The organism is Streptomyces sp. WAC04114 (assembly GCF_019733245.1).
GTDB classification, from domain to species: domain Bacteria; phylum Actinomycetota; class Actinomycetes; order Streptomycetales; family Streptomycetaceae; genus Streptomyces; species Streptomyces massasporeus_A.
The window spans coordinates 1-24,316 of record NZ_JAIGQA010000010.1; the positions used below are offsets into that span (position 1 = coordinate 1).

General features: G+C 70.9%; 19 protein-coding genes. 2 read left to right on the forward strand and 17 right to left on the reverse strand.

The window, feature by feature from the left end:
• Nucleotides 1-809, forward strand: an 809-nt coding sequence (locus K4G64_RS05190) for a DUF427 domain-containing protein (protein ID WP_221754826.1), incomplete at its 5' end; no start/stop codon positions are given.
• On the opposite strand, the gene K4G64_RS05195 is transcribed toward K4G64_RS05190, so the two are convergent.
• The 9 genes from K4G64_RS05195 to K4G64_RS05235 form a co-directional block, all read right to left on the reverse strand.
• Nucleotides 775-1,518 (reverse strand): TetR/AcrR family transcriptional regulator, encoded by a 744-nt coding sequence (locus K4G64_RS05195; RefSeq protein WP_221754827.1) that lies wholly within the window; start codon nt 1,516-1,518, stop codon nt 775-777. The two genes, K4G64_RS05190 and K4G64_RS05195, sit on opposite strands and share 35 nt — an antisense overlap.
• A gap of 83 nt (nt 1,519-1,601) precedes the next feature.
• Nucleotides 1,602-2,960, reverse strand: a complete 1,359-nt coding sequence (locus K4G64_RS05200) for a xylan 1,4-beta-xylosidase (protein ID WP_221754828.1) — start codon at nt 2,958-2,960, stop codon at nt 1,602-1,604.
• Nucleotides 2,961-2,990: 30 nt separating this feature from the next.
• Entirely contained in the window at nt 2,991-3,767 is a 777-nt protein-coding gene (locus K4G64_RS05205; RefSeq protein WP_374206363.1) for a polysaccharide deacetylase family protein, read from the reverse strand.
• Nucleotides 3,768-3,808: 41 nt separating this feature from the next.
• Nucleotides 3,809-4,921, reverse strand: coding sequence for a GNAT family N-acetyltransferase (locus K4G64_RS05210; RefSeq protein ID WP_221754830.1), 1,113 nt, complete (start codon nt 4,919-4,921; stop codon nt 3,809-3,811).
• Between the two features lie 3 nt (nt 4,922-4,924).
• The gene (locus K4G64_RS05215) at nt 4,925-6,049 is read right to left on the reverse strand and encodes a glycosyltransferase family 2 protein (RefSeq protein ID WP_221754831.1); all 1,125 of its coding nucleotides are present in this window, start codon (nt 6,047-6,049) and stop codon (nt 4,925-4,927) included.
• A gap of 4 nt (nt 6,050-6,053) precedes the next feature.
• Nucleotides 6,054-7,445 carry a lipopolysaccharide biosynthesis protein gene (locus tag K4G64_RS05220; protein WP_221754832.1) on the reverse strand — a complete coding sequence of 464 codons (1,392 nt, stop codon included), beginning with the start codon at nt 7,443-7,445 and terminating at the stop codon, nt 6,054-6,056.
• A gap of 84 nt (nt 7,446-7,529) precedes the next feature.
• The gene (locus K4G64_RS05225; RefSeq protein ID WP_221754833.1) at nt 7,530-7,910 is read right to left on the reverse strand and encodes a hypothetical protein; all 381 of its coding nucleotides are present in this window, start codon (nt 7,908-7,910) and stop codon (nt 7,530-7,532) included.
• On the reverse strand, nt 7,910-9,538 hold the full coding sequence (locus tag K4G64_RS05230) for a glycosyltransferase (RefSeq protein WP_221754834.1): 1,629 nt from the start codon (nt 9,536-9,538) through the stop codon (nt 7,910-7,912). Before K4G64_RS05230 ends, K4G64_RS05225 begins: the two co-directional genes overlap by 1 nt.
• A 311-nt stretch (nt 9,539-9,849) precedes the next feature.
• Nucleotides 9,850-10,620 carry a glycosyltransferase family 2 protein gene (locus K4G64_RS05235; protein WP_221754835.1) on the reverse strand — a complete coding sequence of 257 codons (771 nt, stop codon included), beginning with the start codon at nt 10,618-10,620 and terminating at the stop codon, nt 9,850-9,852.
• Nucleotides 10,621-10,776: 156 nt separating this feature from the next.
• Between K4G64_RS05235 and K4G64_RS05240 the strand changes: the two genes are divergently transcribed.
• The gene (locus K4G64_RS05240; protein ID WP_221754836.1) at nt 10,777-12,591 is read left to right on the forward strand and encodes a glycoside hydrolase family 15 protein; all 1,815 of its coding nucleotides are present in this window, start codon (nt 10,777-10,779) and stop codon (nt 12,589-12,591) included.
• A 55-nt stretch (nt 12,592-12,646) separates the two neighbouring features.
• Here the strand turns inward: K4G64_RS05240 and K4G64_RS05245 are convergent, their stop codons facing one another.
• From K4G64_RS05245 to iolC, 8 genes are all read right to left on the reverse strand, one after another.
• The gene (locus K4G64_RS05245) at nt 12,647-15,781 is read right to left on the reverse strand and encodes a bifunctional diguanylate cyclase/phosphodiesterase (RefSeq protein WP_221754837.1); all 3,135 of its coding nucleotides are present in this window, start codon (nt 15,779-15,781) and stop codon (nt 12,647-12,649) included.
• Nucleotides 15,782-15,787: 6 nt separating this feature from the next.
• Nucleotides 15,788-16,888 (reverse strand): UDP-glucose 4-epimerase GalE, encoded by a 1,101-nt coding sequence (gene galE / locus K4G64_RS05250; protein WP_221754838.1) that lies wholly within the window; start codon nt 16,886-16,888, stop codon nt 15,788-15,790.
• 85 nt (nt 16,889-16,973) lie between these two features.
• Nucleotides 16,974-17,759 (reverse strand): GntR family transcriptional regulator, encoded by a 786-nt coding sequence (locus tag K4G64_RS05255; protein WP_221754839.1) that lies wholly within the window; start codon nt 17,757-17,759, stop codon nt 16,974-16,976.
• A gap of 19 nt (nt 17,760-17,778) precedes the next feature.
• Nucleotides 17,779-19,272 (reverse strand): CoA-acylating methylmalonate-semialdehyde dehydrogenase, encoded by a 1,494-nt coding sequence (locus K4G64_RS05260; RefSeq protein WP_221754840.1) that lies wholly within the window; start codon nt 19,270-19,272, stop codon nt 17,779-17,781.
• Between the two features lie 42 nt (nt 19,273-19,314).
• Nucleotides 19,315-21,186 (reverse strand): 3D-(3,5/4)-trihydroxycyclohexane-1,2-dione acylhydrolase (decyclizing), encoded by a 1,872-nt coding sequence (gene iolD, locus K4G64_RS05265; protein ID WP_221754841.1) that lies wholly within the window; start codon nt 21,184-21,186, stop codon nt 19,315-19,317.
• Nucleotides 21,183-22,076, reverse strand: coding sequence for a 5-deoxy-glucuronate isomerase (gene iolB, locus K4G64_RS05270; protein ID WP_221754842.1), 894 nt, complete (start codon nt 22,074-22,076; stop codon nt 21,183-21,185). Before iolB ends, iolD begins: the two co-directional genes overlap by 4 nt.
• A 13-nt stretch (nt 22,077-22,089) precedes the next feature.
• The gene (locus K4G64_RS05275) at nt 22,090-22,968 is read right to left on the reverse strand and encodes a deoxyribose-phosphate aldolase (RefSeq protein WP_221754843.1); all 879 of its coding nucleotides are present in this window, start codon (nt 22,966-22,968) and stop codon (nt 22,090-22,092) included.
• A gap of 65 nt (nt 22,969-23,033) precedes the next feature.
• On the reverse strand, nt 23,034-24,011 hold the full coding sequence (iolC, locus tag K4G64_RS05280; protein ID WP_221754844.1) for a 5-dehydro-2-deoxygluconokinase: 978 nt from the start codon (nt 24,009-24,011) through the stop codon (nt 23,034-23,036).
• Between the last annotated feature and the right edge of the window lie 305 nt (nt 24,012-24,316).

Sequence of the window (24,316 nt, forward strand, 5' to 3'; positions counted from 1 at the left end):
CCCACCCCGCCGCCCGCTCGATCCGCACCACCCCGGAAGGCCTCATGTGGGAGCCCAGCGACCGCTGGGTGCGCGGCCGCAAGGGCGACGTCACCGTCGTCGACAGCCGGCACCCGGTGCTCGTCTGGGAGCCCCACCTGCCCGTGCCGCAGTACGCCTTCCCCCGCGCGGACGTCCGCACCGACCTCCTCCGCCCGGCCGAGAACCCGCGCACGGGTGCCCACACCGGCTCCCGGGTCTTCTACGACCTCGACGCCGAGGGCGAGGTGCGCGAGAACGCGGCCTGGACGTTCCCCGCCGACGACCTGGCCGGCCACATCGCCTTCGAGTGGTTCCTGCGCACCGACACGGGCCTCGACCACTGGTACGAGGAGGACGAGGAGATCTTCATCCACCCCCGTGACCCGCACAAACGCGTCGACGCGCTGCCGAGCAGCCGCCATGTGCAGGTCGAGATCGATGGGCAGGTCGTCGCGGACAGCCACGCCCCGGTCCTGCTCTTCGAGACGTCCCTGCCCACCCGGTACTACCTCCCCCGGGAGGACGTCCGCCTCGACCTGTTCGACGCCACCGACCACCACACCGGATGCCCCTACAAGGGCACCGCCGCCTACTGGTCGTGGCGCGGCGACGCCGACGTGCCGCCCAACCTCGTGTGGACCTACCCCGAGCCGCTGCCCGCGGTGGCGGTGATCCAGGGGCGCGTCGCCTTCTTCAACGAGGTCGTCGACATCACGGTGGACGGTGAGCGCCTGGAGCGGCCGGACACGCCGTTCAGCCGGATGCTGCGGAGGCGGAGCCGCGCGTGAAGCTGTCGAGCAGGGCGTCAAGACCGGCCGCGAGGCCCTCCGGACCGCCCTGCTCGGCCAGCGCGGCGGCCGTCTCCCGCAGCGTCGGCAGCTCCTTCGCGGACAGCCGGTGCAGTCCGAGACGGAAGGCCGGATCGGTCTCGTCCGGGTTGTCCACCATCGGGCGCAGCTCCACGGACACGTAGCCCAGCAGCCACGCCGTGAACGCGCGGAACACCTCGGCCACGGTCGCTTCGTCGAAACCGGCACTCCGCAGCAGGGTCAGCACCCGTTCGTGATCCCGCAGGACCGCGGCGGGCCGCTGGGCCATGGGCACGGCCATCATGCGGGTTGCCAGGAGCGGAACCACCTGGGGGTGAGCCAGGCATACGTCGTACGTTGCGCGAGCCATCCTGTGCAGTCCGTGACGCCACTCGGGCCCCTCGACGTCCGATCCGGCGCCGGGCTCCGCGGCCAGCCGCCCCTCCAGCTGCAGGTACAGGGCCTCGACCAGCCCGTCCAGCAGAGAGTCCTTGCTCGCCGCGTACCGGTAGAGCGCCATCGCCTCCACACCGAGTTCCGCTCCCAGACGGCGCATGCTCAGAGCCGAGAGGCCTTCACTGTCCACCAGGTCCAGGGCGGCGGCCAGCACCCGTTCCCGGCTCAGCCGGCCGAGACGGCCGCGGTCGCTGGCGCGGCGTGAGGGGATGGGCCGCTCCTCTTTGGCCATGCATCGCCTCCGGTTCATGGGTAAGCAGGTGACGTCAATGTACGGGATAAACCCCATATTCCCAGGCGTCGTCTCGAGCCGGTTCACCCTCGCCTCAGCCAGATGACCTGATGGCCGGCCAGCTGAACGGCCCGGCCGTCGACCTCGAGCCGCAGAGGTCGCTCCAGGGCGTTGACGACGAGGACCGCGTCGTCGTCGGCCAGAATCCACGCATCTGGTGGCCCAGCGGGCGACACGTCAACCGTCCGGTATCTCGTGCCGGGCGGAAACTCCTTGTCGAAGCGCCGAAGGAACTCAAGCAGGGGCTGTGGCTCGCCCCCCGTGCCGTCGGTGAGGTCCGTACTGCGCCACAGGCAGCCGGCGCACGGGCCAGTCCGCTTCTGTGGGTTCCAGTAGAACCCAGTGGTAGCACCACCCCGGACCATGGCGATCATGCCGGCTGCCTGCATCGCGAGGCGGAGCCGCTCGCTCCAGCGGTCTCGGCCGCCGTCGGCCCCCGGTTCGACGTAGTACTCGGCCCACCACACGGGAAGGTGGGTGCGCGCCCGTATCCACCGGCCGACGGCCGTGAATTTGTCGAGCGCTCCGAACCGGTCCGGCAGCGTCTCGTCGTCGTGCGTATAGCTGGAGCCGTCGACCACGACGAAGTCCGCTCCGGTCTTGTGGGTGTTCCAGTAGTCGAAGGCGTCGAGTACGCGTTGGTCGACGCTGCCCCACGAACCCTTCAGAGAGGATGGGTACGTGCTCCGGCCGGGCCCGAAGCTGTCCATGTTCAGATACGGCCCGCCGACGAGGTTCTCTTCGTTCACCCTCTTCAAGGCGTGGCGGACCCGGTTGTAGAGCTCCGTGAAACCTTCGTAGTTCCAGCGTTGCCTGGTCTCGTCGAAAAAGCCCTTGAACTCGTTCCAGACCATGAAGTGCCGTACGTCCGGGTAACGTTCGGCGATGGTGGCGGACAGGGCGGCGAAGTCGTCGTAGTGCTCCGGGGTCGGGGCGGCCTCCAGGGAGCGGCGGGACCAGTCCGTGCTGCCGGATGCGCCCCCTTTCATCCAGTCGGGCGCACAGCACAAGGTGATGACCGGTGTGCCACCGGCTCGCCGGATGAAGTTGATCCGGTCATCCAGCGACGCGAAGTCGTAGCGGCCGGGGGAAGGCTCGGGATTGTCGGCGCCCCAGCCCATGATGTGCTGGTTCTGCGGCAGGGACCGCTCGGCGAGAGCGTCCCGTACGGATTTCACCGCGGCACGTTCCCCGTCGTCGGCGCTGTACTGGGTGTGTGTCAGGCCCCACCCCAGGGAGGCCGGGGGAGGGGACGGGCGGTCGTGGCCCCCGGGCGCGGCATGGCACGAGAGAACGAGCGCAAGGGTGACCATGACCACGGTGAACAGGGTGCCGACGCGCCACCGACCACGCCTTGTCCTCTGCCCTCGGGCTGTCGTCATACGGTCGCCTCAGCGATGTCACTCTCCACGTCAGGGCCTTGAGCCGACCGTCTTCCGCATGAGCCGGCGTGAGCCGCGGACGAGTGCGTAGCCCTTCGTCAGTGTCCGGTCCACCGCGAACGTACGCCCGATGGCCCGCCCCTCCACCAGCCGTGCGAACTCCTCCAGACCCGTGCGGCGCCGCACGGTCAACCGCCGCAGCGCGAAGGGGCCCTGGCGCGGGCCGGCGAGGTCGTTGCCCACCGCCACGGACTGGGTGAATCCGGCCGCTCTCACCACCTGGCGCACGTGCCGGTCGGAGTAGCCGTACGGGTAGGCGAAGGAGGTCGGGGAGCGGCCGAGTTGCTCGGCGATCATCTCCTCGCAGCTCTCCACCTCGTAGCGCATCTCGCGGTCCGGCAGCTGATCCAGTTGGGGGTGGCTGTGGCTGTGCCCGCCGATCTCCGCGCCCTGCTCGGCCAGTTCACGCACTTCGTCCCAGCTCAGCATGGTGTCCAGCGCCGCACCATGGATCTCGTGCCGGCCCGGGAGCCAACCGGTGGTGACGAAAACCGTCGCCGTGAAGCCGTAGGCGCGTAGCACGGGCAGGGCATGACGGTGCACTCCTTGGTACCCGTCGTCGAAGGTGATCAGAACGGGCCGGTGCGGCAGCGGTGGACCCCCGCGCCAAGCGGAAGCCAGCCGTGCCGTGGTCACGGGCGTGAATCCTCGCTCCGTGAGCAGCCGCATCTGATCGGCGAACGCCTGCGGCGCGACGGACAGGCCGCGCACCGCCGGAGCCGGCGTGGGTGTGACCGCGTGGTACATGAGGATAGGGACGGGGCGGGCGGCTGCGATGCGCCGCGGTGCTACGAGGCGGTCTTCCATGCCCGGACCCTCCCCACGCTCTTCAGCAGCCGATCGGCGGGCCTTCGCAACTCGGGACGTGAGACGACGGTGTTGCGCAGTGCCCGCGCCGGCGCACGCCGCGCCTGATAGGCGAGGGCGACCGGATGGCGCCGGGTGACCCATCCCTCCGACACGAACAGCTCACGCGTCTTGAGAATGTCCTTGTGCTCCTTCTGACCACGTCCGAGGTCGAGGTAGGAGAGGCCGTCGTCAGCGGCCCCGTGCGCCATGCGCAGGTGCAGCGCCATGCCGGGTGAGAACTTGGCGAAGGCCGGGTCATAGGCGGGGAACCAGCACGCCAGGACGTGCCGCGACTGAGGCCCGAAGTGCGCGGCGACCGGGCGGCCGCCCGCGTAGAGCACGGACAGAAGTCCCTTCAGCGACTCGGTGCGTGTGTGGAAGAGGTGTTCCACCAGCGCGATGATCCACGGGTGGGAGAACCGGTCGCTGCGGCCCGTCCTGCGGTACTGCGCCGACTTCCAGTCCATGAGCATGCGCAGCATCGCGGGATCTCGTTCGTCGTGCACATAGCGCACTTCCCCCGCCGCCCGGGCCAGTTTGCGCTCCAGGGCCAGCCTGACACGGGTGCCCCTCGCCGACCGCTCCCGCATGCGGGCGACATAGGAGTCCCAGCCGTCCGCCACGTCGATCACCGGGGAGGCGAACGTACCGGTCACCGACGGCTGGAACGGCTGCTGTCCCGCGGCGAGATGGTCGAACTCCCAGATGGCGAGGCCGCAGGCCGACAGCAACTCACGCGCGTCCCAACGGAAACCGGGCCGGTGCACAAGGCCCTGGCAGTCGGAAAGGCCGAGGCCGACCGCGCGGCCCACCCCGGTCGCCGTGCGCTGGTAGGGGAAGAAGGCCATCGGCTCGCCCTGTGGGCCGTCTTCGCGCAGCACGGCGACCCGCACGTCGCGCCGTTGGCGACCGACCGCCTCGGCAAACTCGGGCGACAGGAAGGGGTTGGCCATCTGGGACGAGCCATGACGCGGTGCTTCCGCTTGTATGGCGGTCCAGACGGTCCGGTCGGCGTCGCTCAGCTGTGCGGGCCGGTACACGTTGATATCCATGATTCATGTCCTCGTTCTCTGTGCGCGGTGGCCGTCGCCGAGGGACCGCAGGGCCGGAGAGAAGAGCCCCCGGTCCTCGGTGTGCTGCTGGTCTGGCGCGGATGGCTCGGACGGGGTGTGCCCGGGTGGCCGTGGCGCGGCTTCCAGCCCTTCCACGACCCAGGACGGCGCACCCGCCCGGTGGGCATGGAAGCTGCCGACCACATAACCCGCGGCCGCGGTCAGCACCCCGGTCACGATCGCCCCGGCACGCCCCGCACCGCCGCGGCGCCCCAGCAGGGCATCGCGCACCCCACGGGCGACCCCTGCGGGCAGCACGCGCGTGGTGTAACGGCGCTCGGACTCCAGTCCCTTGCCGACGCCCACGTGACGGGTGACCCGGGCCTTCGACAGTCCCTCTGCGTAGGTGCGGCGGCGGAAGTATCCGAATCGTTCCCGGGCGGCCGGAACCTTGTGGTGGATGACCGCGCGGTCATCGAGCAGCAACACCGCACCCGGCAGGGTCCGGCTCAGCCGGATGCACAGTTCGGTCTCCTCGCAACCCAGTGGGTGCTTGTCACCGTCACGGCCGATGCCGACGGCGAATCCGCCTGCCTCGTCGAAGACCGTGCGGCGGAACGAGGAGTTGCCGCCCAGCACGTTGCGCACGGGCGTGCGTCCGGTGGGCAACCCCTCGTAGGCGCATCCGACGACCCAGTCGAACTCGGCGGGGAACCATGCGGGACGGTGCCCGGAGGCCCATGCCGGGAGTGTGCGGCCGCCGACCCCCATGACCCGGGGATCTTCATACGCCGATGCCATGTGGCGCAGCCAGTCCGGTTCGGCCACGGCGTCGTCGTCGAGGAACGCGATCACCGAGCCCCGAGACGCGGCGATCCCCGTGTTGCGGCCCGCCGACAGTCCCTGGGGGCCGGCGTTTGCGCACACCCGTACCGGTGGGCCGGGTCCGTCGTGCTGACGGTACTCGGCGTCGAGACGTTGCAGCAGCGTGGGGTTGTGGTCGACGACCAGCAGTACCTCGAGGGCCGGCCAGGTCTGACCTCGTACCGAGTCGACGGCGGCGAGGATGTCCACCCAGCGCTCCTCGGTGTACACGCAGATCACCACGGAGATGTTCGGCGGGGCCATGTTCTCACTCCTTGTGCGGGGCCCGGCGGGGCGCCGTCGGGCCGGAATCGTCCGTGCCCGGGCGGCCTGCATCGGCGGGTCGGGTCACGGGCTGCGGGTTCGGGGGCGCATCCACAGCAGGGTCCTCCGGTGTCCTGGGCAGCCAGCGTGACCGCCGGATCAGGAGGTACAGGGCGAGCAGGGTCTGGGCCACGAGCCAGGCGAGACCGCCGCCGGCCAGCCCGAGCACCGGGAGCAGCAGCTCGGCCAGGCCCAGCACCAGGACGCACGAGACCAGCTGCAGTCCGACCACCTGACGCAGCCGTCGGCGCATGCGCGCGACGTCGACGGCAAGGCTGACCACGAGATTCGGCAGCGCCGACAGAGCCAGCAGCCGCAGCAGTGTGGTGCCGTCCTCGGCGTACTCCGGGCCGAAGAACGAGAGCAGTGACGGAGCGATGACGATGATCACCAACGCTCCCGCGGCCATCATCAGGGCCGAGTGCCGGAGCACCCGGAAGGCGTGTTCCGGGAGTCGGCCCGGGGCGTGTGCCGCTTCCACCATCATGGAGCTGCCCATGTTGGTGGCCAGCAGGTAGGGGACGTAGCCGACGATCCACGCGAGTGAGTAGTGGGCGCTCTGGGCGGGACCCAGCGTGTTCAGGACCAGCAGGGGGGGCAAGCTGTATGCGGCCATGCGGAACAGGGAGCCGACGTAGTCGGCAGTCGCGTATCCGATGAGGCGGGGCGGGCGGGTCGTCCGGGGCCTCTCCTGCTCGTGGCGTGGCACGGCACGGCGCAGCAGGAAGACGTTGGCCACCAGCAGTGCCACCAGCAGGGCACCTGCCCAGGAGATCAGAATCCCGGCGAAGAGAGTGAGCGCGGCTCCCACGGCCAGCAGCATGATCTTCACCACGGCGAAGATCACGTTCTCCGTCACCACCCAGCCGGGCCGTCGCACTCCGGTGAGGGCACCGTCCTGCAGGGCGAAGATGGCGTAACCCGCGGTGTAGGCCACGAAGAACACGGCGGTCAGGGGGTGCAGCAGAAAGTCCAGGTTGGGGGCGAGCCGGGGCACGAGCAGCAGGAACCCCACCGCCACCAGCACACTGCAGACGATGCTGGCCGCATAGCACGAGAGCACCAGCTTGCGGGTGTGCCGTCCGGCGGCGGGTACGAATCGCACCAGGAAGTCGGACAGGTTCAGCTGACCGATGGTGGACAGAAGTGTGGCGGCCGAGACGGTGGCGTAGTTGAGCCCCACGGTCCGGTCGTCGTACCACTGCGTGGCACACACCCAGAAGACGGCGCCCAGTGCCGCGTTCACCAGCGAGCTGAGGGCGAGAAGGTGTCCATTGCGCAACAGCGGCTCGCGGGGCATGACGGAGGCGAGCCTGGCTCGCGCCAGGGCGCCCATGGAGCGCTCCGAAGGCTTGCGGGAAGGCTCTGATTCCGGCGTCCGGGACGGCGGGGCTGCGAAGGGCGCGCGCACAGTTGCTCCTCAGTCCTCTAGCCGACGGGCAGTGTGGCCGGGGGCGCGGTCGCGGACGGCATCTGCCAGCACGAGCGCGGAGCAGAGGACCGCGAGGACAAGCAGGGCCCGTGTGACGGTGAAGACGTTGCTCAGATACAGCGCTTCAGCGGCCAACGCCGTGAGGGCAAGGCTCACGGCCCCGGTGAGCAGCGCACTCTCCAGCAGGTGCGCGGGACCGGCCCCGCGGGAGAGCGTCGGGCGGGCCCAGAGCAGGGTGGCGGCCAGCCCCGGGCAGACGAGAAGGAAGAAGGCGGTGACTGCCCCGCGCAGCGGTGAACCCTGCGGCAGCATGGTCGCGGCGACAGCCACCCATCCGGACACCGCGACCGCCCAGCGCACCCAGGTCATCAGCGGCTCCTTTCCATCGGAGGGTCGAACCGGTACACGACCGCGTCCGCGTGACGGAACACCGGAGTGAACGAGGGGGACTCGGCCAGGTCGGATGCGAGCCGGTCCATGAAGCCGGGAGGCATCTCTCCATTGAGGTGCACGTCCGCGTACTGGGCGCGATTGAGGAGCACGTAGGCCGGTCCGTCCTCCGCCCTGCCGAGGATGGGTTCGAGGCCTGCCAGGGGATCCTTCGCCAGCAGACGCTTCGCCTCGAGGCCCTCCTCCGTGATCTCCGCACGTTCATGACGGTCGTAATGCATCTCCAGGCCGGGAGCGGCGAAGGTGACCGAGACGATCAGCGAGTCGGGCGGGGTCCGAGTCGTCATGTACCGCGTGGCCGCGACTTCCCCTGCGGAGAAGCGGTTCATCGACTCCTTGCTGTAGTAGCCGAACAGCAAGCTCCCGATCATGGCCAGCAGGGCGACGTAGAGGACGGCCGTTCTCATCAGCACGTGCCGTTTGGGAGACAACAACAGCGTGGCCACCAGGAAGGCCGCCGCCGGCAGGGCGAACATGTAGGCCCGGAACACCATTTCCCCGCCGTAGGCGTTGACCACCACCAAGGGGAGGGGGAAGAGCACGAGCAGGGGCAGTGGAGTGTGCCGAGTCCACTTGTGCGCGAGGAAGGCCAGGGCGGCGAGCAGGAAGACGCCTCCCGACAGACCGCGGTCGATCCACGACACCATGATCTGGCTCGGAGCGGCGTCGGAAAGCCTGCTGAGACCGGACCAGATGTTGGTCTCGGGCTGGGTCAGGGCGCCGACGAAGCTCTGGAGGTTCTCTGCGACGTACCGCCTGGCCACGGTGGTGTCCCAGACCACCGTGAGTGCGACAGCGCCGGCCAGGGCGGGCAGGGTCACCTTGCGGTTGCGTCGGGGAAGAGAGAGTAGCAGCAGCGCGCTGATCAGCATCAAGGGAGTGAGCTGGTGAGACGAGACGATCGCTGCTTCGATCACCAGCACCAGAATCAGGCGACCGGGCGGCCAGGAGCCACGGGACGTGCCCGCTCTGGGCAGCCGCGACGAGGGAAGCTGTCGCACGACGAGGGCGATCACACTCGTGAAGAGGAGGAAGGTGAAGGCCTGGGGTGCGAAGTAGTCCTGCCCCACCCATGAACACGAGTAGTAGATGAAGGCGGCGCCCCAGATCAGTCGCCGGTCGGTGGTGACCGAACGGTAGATCATCAGGAGCGGGACGAGTATCAGCACGTTGGCTGTGACCTGAGCCCACACCGCATACCCCAGGGCGGACTCCAGCCCGGTGGCTCTGACGATCAGCGCGTTGAACTGGAAGAACCCTGGCCACTGGTTGTAGATGTCGAAGCCACCGGCATTCGGCACGTCGCCGTTGTGACGGAGCATCGCGTCGACGACCGCCACGTGTTTCCAGGCCCACGAGTACCGCAGTTCCTGGTACAGCAGTGGTGGCGTCGCGTGGAGGATCGCGATGAGGGTCAACACGTACAGGGCGTAACAGCCGTGCGGAGTACGTCGGTCGGCCGCCGCGACGCAGAAGCCGAGCACGAGCAGAGCGATGGCGACCCAGAACAGTACGGGCAGCGCGTTCAGCAGCCCGAGGTCTCCCATGTCGTCGAGATCTACGCTGCGGAGCGACAGCAACCACAGGGCGATCGATGCGGGCAGTACGAAGAGTGCTGCGCCGGCGCCAGGGCCGATCCGGCGCACTCGGGAACGGCGGGATGCGGACGCCGCCGGAGACGGGCCGTGCGGTGTGTCGTCCGGTGGCGGGGGCCCTCCCCCGCCACCGGACGGAGAGGTGGCGATCGCGGATGATTTCGCCGGCGTGCTTGCCGCACCGGCGGGGTGGCGCGCACGGTTCGCCTCGTGGCCCGCCGTGCGCGGTCGGCTCCAGCCCTTCGTCGACGACGACACGTCACTCACCGAACGCCCGGACGCTCCGAGAGCAGCGTACGCAGCACCCGGCGGCCGTCGGAGACGGCATGGAGGTTGGAACGCCCGCTGCGGCGGGGCAGTTCAAGGCTGGGGACCTCGGCGATGCGCAGCCCCGAGCGCAGCGCATGGGCGATCATCTCGGTCTCGATCTCGAACCCCGATGAGTGCAGGTCGAGATCGTCCAGGAAGTCGCGGCGGAAGGCACAGAACCCGTAGCAGAGGTCGGTCAGCTTCGCGTCGTAGAGGTGGTTGACGGCGGTCAGCAGCACCTGGTTGCCGAGCCGCCGGATGCGGGTGATGTCCAGGGAGCCGCCGCCCGCGATGAAACGCGAGCCTTTGACGAAGTCGAAGCCGTTGTCGAGGAAGTGCAGGTAGTGCGGGATCTCCCCCGGAAGCATGCTGCCGTCGGCGTCCATCATCACGATGTGGTCGCCGGTCGCCGCGAGGAAGCCGGTGCGCAGGGCGTTCCCCTTGCCCGGGCCGCTCTGCTCGACATGACGGACGGTCGGCAGGCACCGGGTGGCCATGTGCACCGTGGCGTCGACGGAATCCCCGTCGACCAGGATGACCTCGTCGACACAGTCCGGGATCTGCTCGAAGACCCAGGGGATGTTCCGGGCCTCGTTCCGGGCCGGGACGACCAGACTCACGGTGGCCCGGGGCGGGGGACGGTCTCCGGCCCGGCGCATGGGGTGTACGGCGCCGTTGGCGTGGGAGGAGGTGGGGAGCTCGGAAAGCTGGTGCGTGTGGTTCATGATGCCGGTATCTCCGCGTGTGACGCCTTGGGGAGACGCCATATATTTACGGTGTATACGTACATCTTGCCCGATTTGCTCCCGAGGTCAAGGGCAGTGCCGGTTCAAACGGCGTAATGTGAAAAGCGGCGAAGTGCACACGGCGTAGTCCCGATCATGAATGCACCCATCGAGGATTACGCGCTCATCAGCGATCTGGAGACGGCCGCCATGGTCGGCCGGGACGGGTCGGTCGACTGGCTGTGTCTGCCCCGTTTCGACTCCCCGGCCTGTCTGGCGGCCCTGCTGGGCACCGAGGACAACGGACGCTGGCGACTCGCCCCCCGCTCCGGAGGCCGGTGCACCCGCCGCTCCTACCGGGCCGACACCCTGGTCCTCGACTCCGTCTGGGAGACACCCACCGGATCGGTGCGGGTCACGGACCTCATGCCGCCGCGCGCCGACGTGCCGTGCATCGTCCGCCTGGTCGAGGGCCTGTCCGGCACGGTGGACCTGCGCAGCGAACTGCGCCTGCGCTTCCACCAGGGCCGCGTCGTGCCCTGGGTCCGGGACGTCGGCCACTGCACCGTCGCCGTCGCCGGCCCGGACGCCGTCTGGCTCGGCTGCGACGGCCATGTCCGCGACCGGGGCGACGAGGACGCCACCGTCTGGGACTTCACCGTGACGGCCGGGCGCCGGCTGGACCTCACCCTGGGGTGGACGCCCTCGTACCGGTCCGCGGCCCCTTCGCTCATGTCCGTCCCGGCGGAGACCGCCCTGAAGGAGACGGCCGACTTCTGGCGGCGCTGGGCCGCCCGGTGCCGCTACCAAGGGCCGTGGCGCGACGCCGTGGTGCGTTCCCTGATCACCCTCAAAGCCCTCACCTACGCCCCCACGGGCGCCATCGTCGCCGCCCCCACCACCTCCCTGCCCGGCCGTATCGGCGGCCGGAACAACTGGGACTACCGCTTCTGCTGGCTGCGCGACTCCACCCGGACCCTGTCCTGCCTGCTGCGCAGCGGTTACCGCGACGAGGCCACGGCCTGGCTCGACTGGCTGGTCCGGGCCGTCGCCGGCGACCCCGCAGACCTCCAGACCGTCTACGGCGTGAAGGGGCAGCGGCTGCTGCCGGAGACCGAGGCACCCTGGCTGCCCGGCTACGAGGGCTCCCAACCCGTGCGGTTCGGCACCTCGGCGGTGAGCACCTTCCAGCTGGACGTCTACGGCGAGGTCATGGACACCCTCTGGCTGTCACTGCGCGCCGGGATCCCGATGCCCGCCCATGTGTGGGAGCTGGTCGAGTCACTCATGGGGTTTCTGCTGCGGCACTGGCGCGAACCGGACCAGGGGCTGTGGCAGGCGGACGGGACACGCCGGCAGTTCGTGCACTCCAAGGTCATGACGTGGGTGGCAGCCGACCGCGCCCTGCGCATGGGCGAGCTGCTCGGACGCAACGGCTCCTCCGGCGAATGGCAGGCCATGCGCGAGGAGGTGCACCGGCAGGTCTGCCGGGAGGGCTGGGACACCGCCCGGCGCACCTTCGTGCAGTCCTACGGCGCACCCGGCCTGGACGCCTCGTCACTGCTCATCCCCCGGGTCGGGTTCCTGCCCGCCCACGACGAACGGGTGCGCGGGACCGTGCGGGCCCTGGGCCGTCTCGGGCACGGCGGGTTCCTCCGCCGGTACGCGCCGGACGACACCCGGCCCGAGGCCGCGGACGGCGGCGAGGGCACGTTCGTCTCCTGCTCCCTGTGGTACGCCGACGCCCTCGCCGCAACCGGGCACCGGCAGCAGGCCCGGGAGGCCTTCGAACGGGTCCTCGCCGTCCGCAACGACGTCGGGCTGCTGGCCGAGCAGTGGGACCCGGACACCGGCCGCCAGCTCGGCAACGCTCCCAAGGCGTTCAGCCACATCGCGCTGGTGGAGACGGCGTTCGGCCTGTCGGCGCCATCGGCGTGGCACCGCCGGGGTGCAGCAGCGGGCCGGGGCTGAAATCCCGCCCCGCGGTCGATCTCACCCCCCGCTGCCGCTTTCCCCGCGGTCGCTCTCAACCGGCCCTCGGGTCGACGCCGTCGCGCTCCCGCAGCAGGGCCTCGCCCTGCTGCACCGTGAGCGGACGCGCGAACAGGAAGCCCTGGCCGTACCGGCATCCGACGAGCGCCAGCAGTTCCCGCTGCGGCTCCGCCTCGATGCCCTCGGCGATCACTTGGAGACCGAGTGTGTCGGCCAGATGCACGATGCCCTCGACCAGCGCAACCTGCTGGGGGTCCTCCGGGAGACCGTCGACGAACGACTTGTCGATCTTCAGCACGTCGATGGGGAAGTCCCGCAGGTAGCGCAGCGAGGAGTATCCGGTGCCGAAGTCGTCGACCGCGATGCGCACACCCCGGTCCTTCAGGGCCTGGATCTGCGCGTCGATCTGCGGGGTCCGCTGCATGAGCACCGACTCGGTGAGCTCGAGCTGCAGGGTGCCCGCGGCGAGGCCCGTGGTGTCCAGAGCGGTGCACACCTCGTCCAGGAAACCCGTGTCCCGCCACTGCCGGGCCGACACGTTGACGCTGAGATAGGGCGGAGCGCCCCGGGGCGTGCGGTGCTGGAGCCGGGCCATGTCGGCCGTCGCCTTGCGCAGCACCCAGGCTCCCAGTGTCGAGATGTGCCCGGTCTCCTCGGCGAGCGGGATGAACTGACCCGGCGGAACCGGATCGGTCTCGAGCTCCGGCCAGCGGGCCAGAGCCTCGAAGCCCACGATGTCGCCGCTGTCGATGCCCACCACCGGCTGGTAGAGCAGGCCGAATTCCTCCTTGCTGACGACGTGGTCCAGCCGTACGCGCAGGTCGTGGCGTTCCACCACCCGAACCCGCTGCTGGGGCCTGAAGCGGCGCCAGGTGCGCTTGCCGGAGGACTTGGCCGCGTAGAGGGCCAGGTCGGCGAGGGCTAGCAGTTCCCCGGCGTCGGTGCTGTCCCGGGCCGTGGCCACGCCCACGCTGGCCGAGACGCTCACCGACTCCACCGCGAGGTGGAAGGGCCGGCTGAGGGTGCGGACCACGTGCGCGGCGAGCACCTCGGCGTCGGTCGGCTGCTCCGCGTCCTCCACCAGCACGGCGAACTCGTCACCGCCGAGCCGGGCGGCGGTGTCGGTGCGCCGCAGGGTCCCGGACAGGCGCTCGGCGACTGCGCACAGCAGCCGGTCGCCGACCGCGTGGCCGAGCGTGTCGTTGACGATCTTGAAGTCGTCCAGGTCGATGAAGAGCAGACAGGTGGTCGTGGACTCCCGGTGGCCCCTGCGCAGCGCACGCTCCGTCCGCTCCAGCAGCAGTGCGCGGTTGGGCAGGCCGGTCAGGGCGTCGTGGAAGGCTCGCTGGGTGAGTTCGTGCTCCAGCTGCCGCTGCTCGGTGACGTCCCGCAACGTGACGACGAGGCCGCCCACCGTCGGGTCCTGCCGCAGGTCGCGGCAGCGCACCTCCACCTCGATGCGGGCCGTCTCGCGGCTGACCCGCCAGTAGTCGTGCGCCTCCTGTCGCTCATCGCCGCGCAGGGTGTCCAGGGTCCCGACGACCCGGTCCCGGTCCCGGGAATCGACCAGACCGGGCAGCGGGGTCCCGGTGAGGTCGGCGCCGAATACGGTCCGTGCGGACGGGCTGGCGTAGCGGACGGTGGTGTCGTCGTCGACGATGAGGATGACGTCCGAGGCGTTGTGCACCAGAGTCCGGAAGTACGCTTCGCTCTCCTGTCGGATGACCTCCCGCCGCAGCGCGATGCGTTCCGTGGCGAGCCCCGCGTGCGAGGCGAGCAACTCCAGGGAGCCGCGCATCTCCGTGAGCTGACGCTCGGAACCGGCCGCCAGCAGCGCGCCCGGCAGCTCGCCTCCGGCCGGCCGGGCGGGCTGGACCATGGGGCAGAGCAGCGCGGTCGGCAGGTCGCCGAGCTGGGCGGCGATCTCGGGTCCGAGCGCGGCGACCGGGACAAGGACGGTGCGGCGACCGGCCACCTCGGCCGGTCCCGTCCGCGTGCCGCTGGCCCAGGCCGGGCAGCGCGCCAGGCGCGCGTACAGGTCCTGTGCCTCCGCGGCCGGCAGCACCAGAGTCGCATGACGGCCCTGCGGTCCGAACAGCTCGGTCACCGCGTCGTCGCAGGCCCGCTCTATCTCCGCCGGCCAGAACGCCCCGACCAGGGACGCGGCCGCGGTGCGCAGCGCCAGTTCCCTGGTCATGGCCCGACGGTGCGCGACGACCATCAGGGTGAGCCGGAGGATCACCAGCAGGAACAGCACCCCGGAGAACGCGGCCAGTACGGTCGCGTCGAAGGCCAGGCCCAGACTCTCCTCCTGGACGAGGATCGCGGGCGGGATCAGGGTCGCTGCGGCGAGCAGCAGCAGCCGGCGCCGGGGTGGCAGCAGCGACTGGGGCGGCGAGTCGGGGGCGTTCAGCCGCGCCATCGAGGGATGCAGCGCGGCCAGACCCCACGCAGTGCAGAACACGATGCCGCCGAAGGCCAGAAGCGCCCCCGTCTGCCAGGCGCCGTTGAGCCGGAGGACGCCCTGGGCGATGTCGAAGCCGAGGAGGGCGAGCGTGCCCAGGACGAGCAGTTGGGCAGCCCGGTTCGTGCCGGGGGAGGGGCAGCGCGCGAGCAGCCGGACCAGCAGGGCCAGCACCAGGACGTCCCCGAGCGGACAGGCGACGCTGATCGCACGCTGCTGCCAGGTCAGCCCCTCCTGCCGGGCCAGCGGCTGCACCACGTAGACCCACACCGGCAGCACGAGCCCGCCGGTGATGACCAGGGCGTCGAGCAGGCCCGGCAGGTCCCGGCCCGTCCAGCGGTAGCGCAGCAGACCCGACAGGCCCAGGGCGAGCAGCGGGTACACGGCGAGGTGCCAGGCGTCCGCCGGGGACGGGAACGGGACCGGCTCGGAGACGTACGCCTCCTGGGCCCGGGCGAGGGTGCCGCCCGCGGTGAGGACCAGCAGGCCGGCGGCGAGCAGCAGCCACGGGCGGGCACGAGGGGGGTGGTGGATCCGGGTCCCGGCCAGGACGGCTGCGACCCCGGCCAGTCCGATGAGGGCCCATGACGGCGTACGCAGGACCGGAACGGCCACGTAGGCCACGGTGAGGAGCGCGACCAGGCAGACGTGAAGGACCGGCAGTTGCCGGCCCAGGACGCCTCTGCCGGTCGGCGGGGACCGCATGGCGGCCTACTCCTTCGCCTCGGGCCGCCGCGCGGTCTCGACGTAACCGTGCGGATTGAGCCGCTGAAAGCGCCAGGCGTCCCGGCACACGTCGGCGAGATCCCTGGTGGGGCGCCAGCCCCATGCGCGCTCCACGGCCGACGCGTCGGCGACCAGCTCGGCGACGTCCCCGCGGCGGCGCGGCCCGACGTCGTACGGGATGGGCTTGCCGCAGGCCCGGGAGAACGTGTCGATGACGTCGAGGACCGAACTGCCCGCGCCCCCGCCCAGGTTGTACACCTGCATGCCCGGCGTGTCGGCCAGGTGGTCCAGCGCGACGCGGTGTGCCTCGACGGCGTCCATGACGTGCAGGTAGTCCCGGATCCCGGTGCCGTCGCGGGTCGGGTAGTCGTCGCCGTGGACGGGGAGCATCTCGCGCCGGCCGACCGCCACCTGCGCGAGGTACGGCAGCAGGTTCTCGGGCGTGTGGCGCGGGTCCTCGCCGAGGAGCCCGCTCGGGTGGGCCCCCGCGGGGACCGGGTAGCGCAGGCACAGCACGGTGAACTCGGGGTGGCGGCGGCACACGTCCGCGAGGATCTGCTCGCAGATCCACTTCGAGGACGCGTAGGGCGTCCCCGGTCGGGCGGGCGTCGTCTCGTCGAGGGGACCGCCGCCGGCGTCGCCGTAGATCCAGCAGGAGGAGGGGTAGACCAGCCGGTACACCTCGTGTTCCTGCATGGTCCGCAGCAGGGCCGTGGTCCCGCCGACGTTGGTGTCGTAGTACGCGACGGGCATCCGTGTCGACAGGCCCCCGGCCTTGTGCGCGGCGAAGTGCACAACGGCGTCCACGGAGTGTCGGTCGAAGACGGCCGAGAGGGCGTGCCGATCACGGATGTCCAGCTCGTACACGGCGCCGACGAAGCGGCCGGCGATCCGTTCCACCCGGGCGAACACCTGGGGTGTGCTGTTGGAGTAGTCGTCGACCACGATCACCTCGTAGCCGTGGTCCAGCAGCTCCACGCAGGTGTGGCTGCCGATGAAACCGGCCCCGCCGGTGACAAGGACGGTAGAAGGAGCCCATGAGGGTCCGGCTCCTCGAGCGGTCGGCAACTGGTTCCTGCGGGCCATGCCTGGACTCCCGCGTCGGGTGGCGGTCGAGTACCGTATGTTTACGGTGTATATGTACGACTCTGTACCCGATCCCCGAGCCCGGTCAAGGCCGCACGAGCAACTGGAAGTCGAAGGTGTAGAGCGAGGCCCGGTAGATGTGCGTTCCGTACTCGACCGGGCGCCCCGTGTCGTCGTACGCCGTGCGCTGCATCGTCAGCAGCGCCGCCCCCTCCCGCTCGTCCAGGCGTGCCGCCTCCTCAGCGGTGGCCGCTCGGGCGCCGATCGTCTGGCGGGCGCTGTGCAGGGTGATACCCGCCGAGCGCATCATGCGGTACAGGCCGGTCGACTCCAGGCGCGCGCCGTCCAGGGCCGGCAGGGACACCGGCAGGTGGTTGCGGAGCAGGGCCATCGGCCGGCCGTGGGTGCGGCGCAGCCGGTCCAGGACGGTCACCTCGCCGCCCTCCGGCACGCCGAGAGCGGCGGCCACCTCGCAGGAGGCCGGAACGACTTCGCCCCGCACGACCTCGGTGGTCGGCGCCTGCCCCGCCGCCTCCAGGTCGTCGTAGAGGCTGCTCAGTTCCAGCGGGCGCCTGACCCGGCTGTGCACCACCTGCGTTCCCACCCCGCGCCGCCGGACCAGCAGTCCCTTGTCCACGAGGGACTGGATGGCCTGGCGGACGGTGGGGCGGGACAGGCCGAGGCGCACGGACAGGTCGACCTCGTTGCCCAGGAGGTTCCCCGGGGCGAGGGCCCCGTGCGCGATCGCCGCCTCCAGCTGCTGCGCGAGCTGGTGGTAGAGCGGCACGGGGCTGCCCCGGTCCAGGGCGAAGTCCAGCGAGCCGAGCGCGGAGGCCGCCGTGGTGCGGGCCCGGTCACCGGTCTTCGCCATGGATGACCCCCTATAGGTGTCAGGAGTTGCTCGGGAAGCCGAGGTTGATGCCGCCGTCGGACGGGTCCGGCCAGCGGGTGGTGATGACCTTGCCCTGCGTGTAGAAGGCGATGCCGTCGTTGCCGTAGATGTGCAGGTCGCCGAAGAGCGAGTCCTTCCAGCCGCCGAAGGAGTGGTAGCCGACGGGCACCGGGATCGGCACGTTGACGCCGACCATGCCGGCCTTGACCTCCAGCTGGAAGCGGCGGGCCGCGCCGCCGTCCCGGGTGAAGATCGCGGTGCCGTTGCCCCAGCGCGAGGAGTTGATCAGCCGGATGGCCTCCTCGTAGGTCTCCGCACGGACGACCGCCAGCACCGGGCCGAAGATCTCGTCACGGTACGCGTCCGCCGTCAGCGGCACCCGGTCCAGCAGGGAGACACCGAGGAAGAAGCCGTCCTCGTGGCCCTCCACCGTCAAGCCGGTGCCGTCGACCACGACCTCCGCGCCCTGCTCGGCGGCCGAGGCCACGTACGACGCCACCTTGTCGCGGTGCTCGCGCGTGATCAGCGGGCCCATCTCCGAGGCCGGGTCGTTCCCGGGGCCGATCTTCAGGTTCCTGGCCCGCTCCGCGATCTTGCCGACCAGTTCGTCGCCGATGTCACCGACGGCCACGACCACCGACACGGCCATGCAACGCTCACCGGCCGAGCCGTACGCGGCGTTGATCGCCTGGTCGGCGGCGAGTTCCAGATCGGCGTCGGGCAGGACCAGCATGTGGTTCTTGGCTCCGCCGAGGGCCTGCACCCGCTTGCCGTGCTCGACGGCCTTCAACTGGATGTACTTGGCGATCGGCGTCGAGCCCACGAAGGACACCGCCTCGATGTCCGGGTGCTCCAGGAGACGGTCCACAGCCGTCTTGTCGCCCTGCACGATGTTCAGGACACCCTCCGGCAACCCCGCCTCGGTGGCCAGCTCGGCCAGCCGGAGGGACGCCGACGGGTCCTTCTCCGACGGCTTCAGCACGAAGGTGTTGCCGCAGGCGATCGCCAGCGGGAACATCCACATCGGCACCATCGCCGGGAAGTTGAACGGCGTGATGCCGGCGACCACGCCCAGCGGCTGGCGGATCGAGGCGACGTCGACCCGGTGGGAGACCTGGGTGGACAGCTCGCCCTTGAGCTGGACGGAGATCCCGCACGCCAGCTCCACGATCTCCATGCCGCGCGCGACCTCGCCGAGCGCGTCGGAGTGCACCTTGCCGTGCTCGGCGGTGATCAGCTCGGCGATCTCGTCGCGGTGGGCGTCGAGCAGCTCGCGGTACTTGAACAGGATCGCCGTGCGCTTGGCCAGGGAGGACTCACCCCAGCTCTCGAAGGCGGCCCTGGCGGAGGCGACCGCGGCGTCGACCTCGTCGACGGAGGCGAACGCGACCTGCTTTTCCTGGGCGCCGGTCGCCGGGTTGTAGACGGGGCCGAACCGGCCGGAGCCGCCCTCGACGGGCTTGCCGTCGATCCAGTGGGTGATGGTCTTCATGGTGCGGGGGTGGCCTTTCGTGGAGCTCGAGTTCAGGGGAGTTCAGAGGTGGTGGCGGCGGTCCGCGACCTGGCGGTCGTAGCGCTCGCGGGCCTCGACGGCCGCGTCGCGGGAGGCGGTCTCCGCCACCGGCACGTCCCACCAGGCCTCGGCCGGGGGAGCGGTCGGGGCCGGGTCGGTCTCGACGTACACACACGTCGGCCGGTCCGAGGCACGCGCCGCGGCCAGCGCCTCGCGCAGCTCGCGGACGGTCTTGGCGCGCAGCACGTCCATGCCGAGGCTGGCCGCGTTGGCGGCGAGGTCGACGGGCAGCGGGGCGCCGGTGAAGGTGCCGTCGGCGGCCCGGAAGCGGTAGGCGGTGCCGAACCGCTCGCCGCCGGTCTCCTCCGACAGGCCGCCGATGGAGGCGTATCCGTGGTTCTGGATCAGGACGATGTTGAGGGGCAGGCCCTCCTGGACGGCGGTGACGATCTCCGTCGGCATCATCAGGTAGGTGCCGTCGCCGACCAGCGCCCAGACCGGGGTGCCCGGGGCGGCCTGCTGGACGCCGATGCCGGCCGGGATCTCGTAGCCCATGCAGGAGTAGCCGTACTCCAGGTGGTACTGGCGCGGGCTGCGGGAGCGCCACAGCTTGTGCAGGTCGCCGGGGAGCGAACCGGCCGCGTTGATCACCACGTCGTCGTCGCCGACGGCCGCGTCCAGCGCGCCGAGCACCTGCGTCTGGGTCGGGACCGCGCTGTCGTCGTCGGCCCGGTAGGCGGCCTCGACGACCTCGACCCAGCGCTCCTTGCCGGCGCGGTACTCGGCCTCGTAGGCCTCCGGCACGCGGTGTCCGGCCAGCTCCCCGGCCAGCTTCTCCAGGCCGGACCGGGCGTCGCACACCAGCGTCCGCGCGGCCAGCTTGTGGGCGTCGAAGGCGGTGATGTTGAGGTTCAGGAACCGCACGCCCGGGTGCCGGAAGAGCGTTCCGGAGGCGGTGGTGAAGTCGGTGTAGCGGGTGCCGACGCCGATCACCAGGTCGGCGGTGCGGGCCAGTTCGTCACTGACCGCGGTGCCGGTGTGGCCGATGCCGCCGAGGTCGGCGGGGTGGTCGTGGCGGAGCGAGCCCTTGCCGGCCTGGGTGGAGGCGACCGGGATGCCGGTGGCCGAAGCGAACGCCTTCAGCGCCTGCTCGGCCTCGCTGTGGTGCACGCCGCCGCCCGCCACGATCAGCGGCCGCTCGGCCGACCTGATCGCCTCGACGGCGGCCGCCAGTTCCACCGGGTCCGGCGCGGGACGCCGTACGCACCAGACCCGCTCGGCGAAGAACTCCTCCGGCCAGTCGTACGCCTCCGCCTGCACGTCCTGCGGCAGGGCGAGGGTGACGGCGCCGGTCTCGGCCGGGTCGGCGAGCACCCGCATCGCCTGGAGCGCCGAGGGGATCAGCGCCTCGGGGCGGGTGATCCGGTCGAAGTACCTCGACACCGGCCGCAGGGTGTCGTTGACCGAAACGTCGGCCTCGACGGGGTGCTCCAGCTGCTGGAGCAGCGGGTCGGGGGCGTGCGAGGCGAAGTAGTCGCCAGGCAGGAGCAGGACCGGCAGCCGGTTGATCGTCGCCAGGGCGGCGCCGGTGACCAGGTTGGTGGCGCCCGGGCCGATAGAGGTCGTCACCGCCTGCGCGGACAGGCGGTTGAGCTGCCGGGCGTAGCCGACGGCCGCGTGCACCATGGACTGCTCGTTGCGGCCCTGGTGGTAGGGCATCACATCGGCGTACTCGACCAGCGCCTGGCCGACCCCGGCAACGTTGCCATGGCCGAAGATGCCCCAGGTCCCCGCGATCAGCCGGCGGCGCACGCCGTCGCGCTCGGTGTACTGGGCGGACAGGAACCGGACCAGCGCCTGGGCGGTCGTCAGTCTGCGGGTGGGGGCGCTCATACGGAGGTCTCCGGGGCGGTGTAGAGGGGGAGCCGGGGATCGACCGGCTGGTCGGGCCAGGTGTCGCGGACCCAGGCGTGGTCGGGGTGGTCGCAGATCAGCCAGGCGCGCTCGGCCTCCGGGCCCGCCATGACGTTGAGGTAGTACATGTGGTGGCCGGGGGTGGCCATCGAGGGCCCGTGCCAGCCGTCCGGGATGAGGACGACGTCGCCGTCGCGTACCTCCGCGAGCACGTCGGTGTCCCGGCCCGGGCCGGACGGGGAGACGCGCTGGTAGCCGAGGCCAGGGATCCCGTCGTGGCCGGCGAACTCGAAGTAGTAGATCTCCTCCAGCACGGACTCCTCGCCGGGCCGGTGCTCGTCGTGCTTGTGCGGCGGGAACGACGACCAGTTGCCGCCCGGCGTGATCACCTCGACCGCGATGAGCTTGTCGCACTCGAAGACCCCGGCAGCGCCGAAGTTGTTGACCTGCCGGGAGCAGGTGCCGGTGCCCCGCAGCTCCACGGGCACCTCGGACGCGGGGCCGTAGCGCGGGGGCAGCCGGCGGGTGCAGCGCGCGCCGGTCAGCGCGAACCGGCCGCCGCCGGTCGACGTCACGGTCGCGCGGGCCTCGCGCGGCACGTACGCGAAGTCGCTGACGCCGCTGAACACGTCGGCGCGGCCCTGGAGCTCGAACGTCTCCTGGCCGAAGTCGTCCGCCGCGGCGACCGTGCAGCCGCCGCTCAGTGGGACGACGATCCACTCGCTGTCACCGGTGTCGAAGGAGTGCGCGCCGCCGGGCGGCAGTTCCAGGACCCGCAGACTGGAGTGGCCCCAGCCGGCCTTCTCGGGCGTGACGTCGACGGCGTAGGGGCCGCCGAGGGCCTTGCCGGCGGGAAGGTGGTACGTCATTGATTCCTCCGGATCACAGCAGACCGACGGCCGTGTCCACGGCTTCTTCCACGCTGCCCCCGGCCGGGTAGAGCAGCGACCGCCCGACGACCATGCCCTGGACGGTGGGCAGCCGCAGGGCCTTGCGCCAGCGTTCGTAGGTGCCCTCCTGGTCCTCGCCCACCTCGCCGCCGAGCAGCACGACCGGCAGGGTGGAGGTCCCCAGCACCTCGGCCATGTCGTCCGGGTCGTCGGTGACGGGCAGCTTCAGCCAGGTGTAGGCGGAGGTGCCGCCGAGCCCGGAGGCTATGGCGACGGACCGGGTGACGGCCTCGGCGGACAGGTCGTTGACGACCCTGCCGTCGACCCGCCGGGAGATGAACGGCTCGACGAAGAGGGGGAGCCTGCGGGCCGCCATGGCGTCGATCGCCCGCGCGGTGGACTCCAGCGTGGTCAGCGAGCCCGGGTCGTCGTAGTCGATGCGGACCAGGAGCTTGCCCGCGTCGAAGCGGAGCCGGGCGATGTCCTCGGCGCGGTGGCCGGTGAAGCGGTCGTCCATCTCGAAGGAGGCGCCGGCCAGGCCCCCGCGGTTCATCGAGCCCATGACGACCTTGTTCTCCAGCACCCCGAGCAGGAGCAGGTCCTCCAGGATGTCGGCGGTGGCGAGCACCCCGTCGACGCCGGGCCGCGACAGCGCGGTGCACAGCCGCTCGAGCAGGTCCGCGCGGTCGGCCATGGCCAGGCACCGGTCGCCGACCCCGAGGGCGCCGCGCGCCGGGTGGTCGGCGGCCACGATCATCAGCCGGCCGCTGTCGCCGATCAGCGGGCGGCGCACCCGGCGGGCGGCCGCTTCCGCGACCGCCTCGGGGCGGCGGGCTCTGACCGTGGTGAGGTCGGGGATGCCGATGTTCAAGGAAGGCTCCGTTTCAGTGGCTCGTGCTCGGCGACGGCATCAATGGCTCGTGCCCGGCGACGGCATCAGTGACCCGTACTCGGCGACGGCACTCCGGCGAGGAGGTCCGCGACCTCGGACTCGGTGGGCATCGCGGAGGAGCAGGCGAGGCGCGAGGCGACGAGGGCGCCGGCGGCGTTGGCGTGGCGCATGGTCCGCTCCAGGTCCCAGCCGGCGAGCAGACCGTGGCAGAGCGAGCCGCCGAAGGCGTCACCCGCGCCCAGGCCGTTGACCACCTCGACCGGCACGGGTGGGACCTCGGCCCGAGTGCCGTCGCGGTGCACGGCGAGGACGCCCTTGGGGCCCTGCTTGACGACGGCCAGCTCCACGCCGGCCTCCAGCAGCGCATCCGCGCAGGCCTGCGGCTCACGTACGCCGGTGGCGATCTCGCACTCCTCCAGGTTGCCGACCGCGACCGTGGCGTGCCGCAGGGCCTCGCGGTAATACGGGCGGGCCTCCTCGGGGTCGCGCCAGAACATCGGGCGCCAGTCGAGGTCGAAGACGGTGGTGCCGGACTTGTCGCGGGCCTTGAGGGCGGCGAGTGTGGCGGAGCGGCTCGGCTCCTGGCTCAGGCCGGTCCCGGTGATCCAGAAGATCCGGGCCCCGCGGATGGCGAAGAAGTCCAGCTCGTCGGTGTGGATCTCCAGGTCCGGCGCCTTGGGACGGCGGTAGAAGTACAGCGGGAAGTCGTCCGGTGGGAAGATCTCGCAGAACGTGACCGGCGTCGGGTGGGCGCCGACCGGGGTGACCCAGCGGTCGTCGACGCCGAAGCCCTTCAGCTCCTGGTGCAGGTAGGTGCCGAAGGGGTCGTCGCCGGTGCGTGTGATCACCGCCGTACGGCGTCCCAGGCGGGCCGCGGCGACCGCCACATTGGCCGCCGAACCTCCCAGGAATTTCCCGAACGTCTCCACTCTCTCCAGGGGGACGCCGGTCTGCAGGGGGTAGAGGTCGACCCCGATGCGGCCCATCGTGATCACATCGAAATACTGGGCTGGCTCGGCCATGCGCGACCTCCTCGGGAAGCTGGGGATGCGGGTCCCGTGGCCCCCTGCCACGGTGGGGGCGTGCATCCACGGACCTGCCGCCTCCCAGGTGTAGGTCTCGGAGGGCGGCGCTGTCAATAGTTTGTACTTACATTCGGACCTGCTCGTGAAATGATGTCTTAACAAAGTATTGACAGCGGGCGCGGCAGGGACTTGTATCCCGTGCCATCGCAACAGTCGGTTTGCGGCATCATGATCCGGACTCCGTAAGGCTCCGGGACCACGGATCCCTTCGTGATCCCTCCCTTTCCCCCGCAGTAGCACAG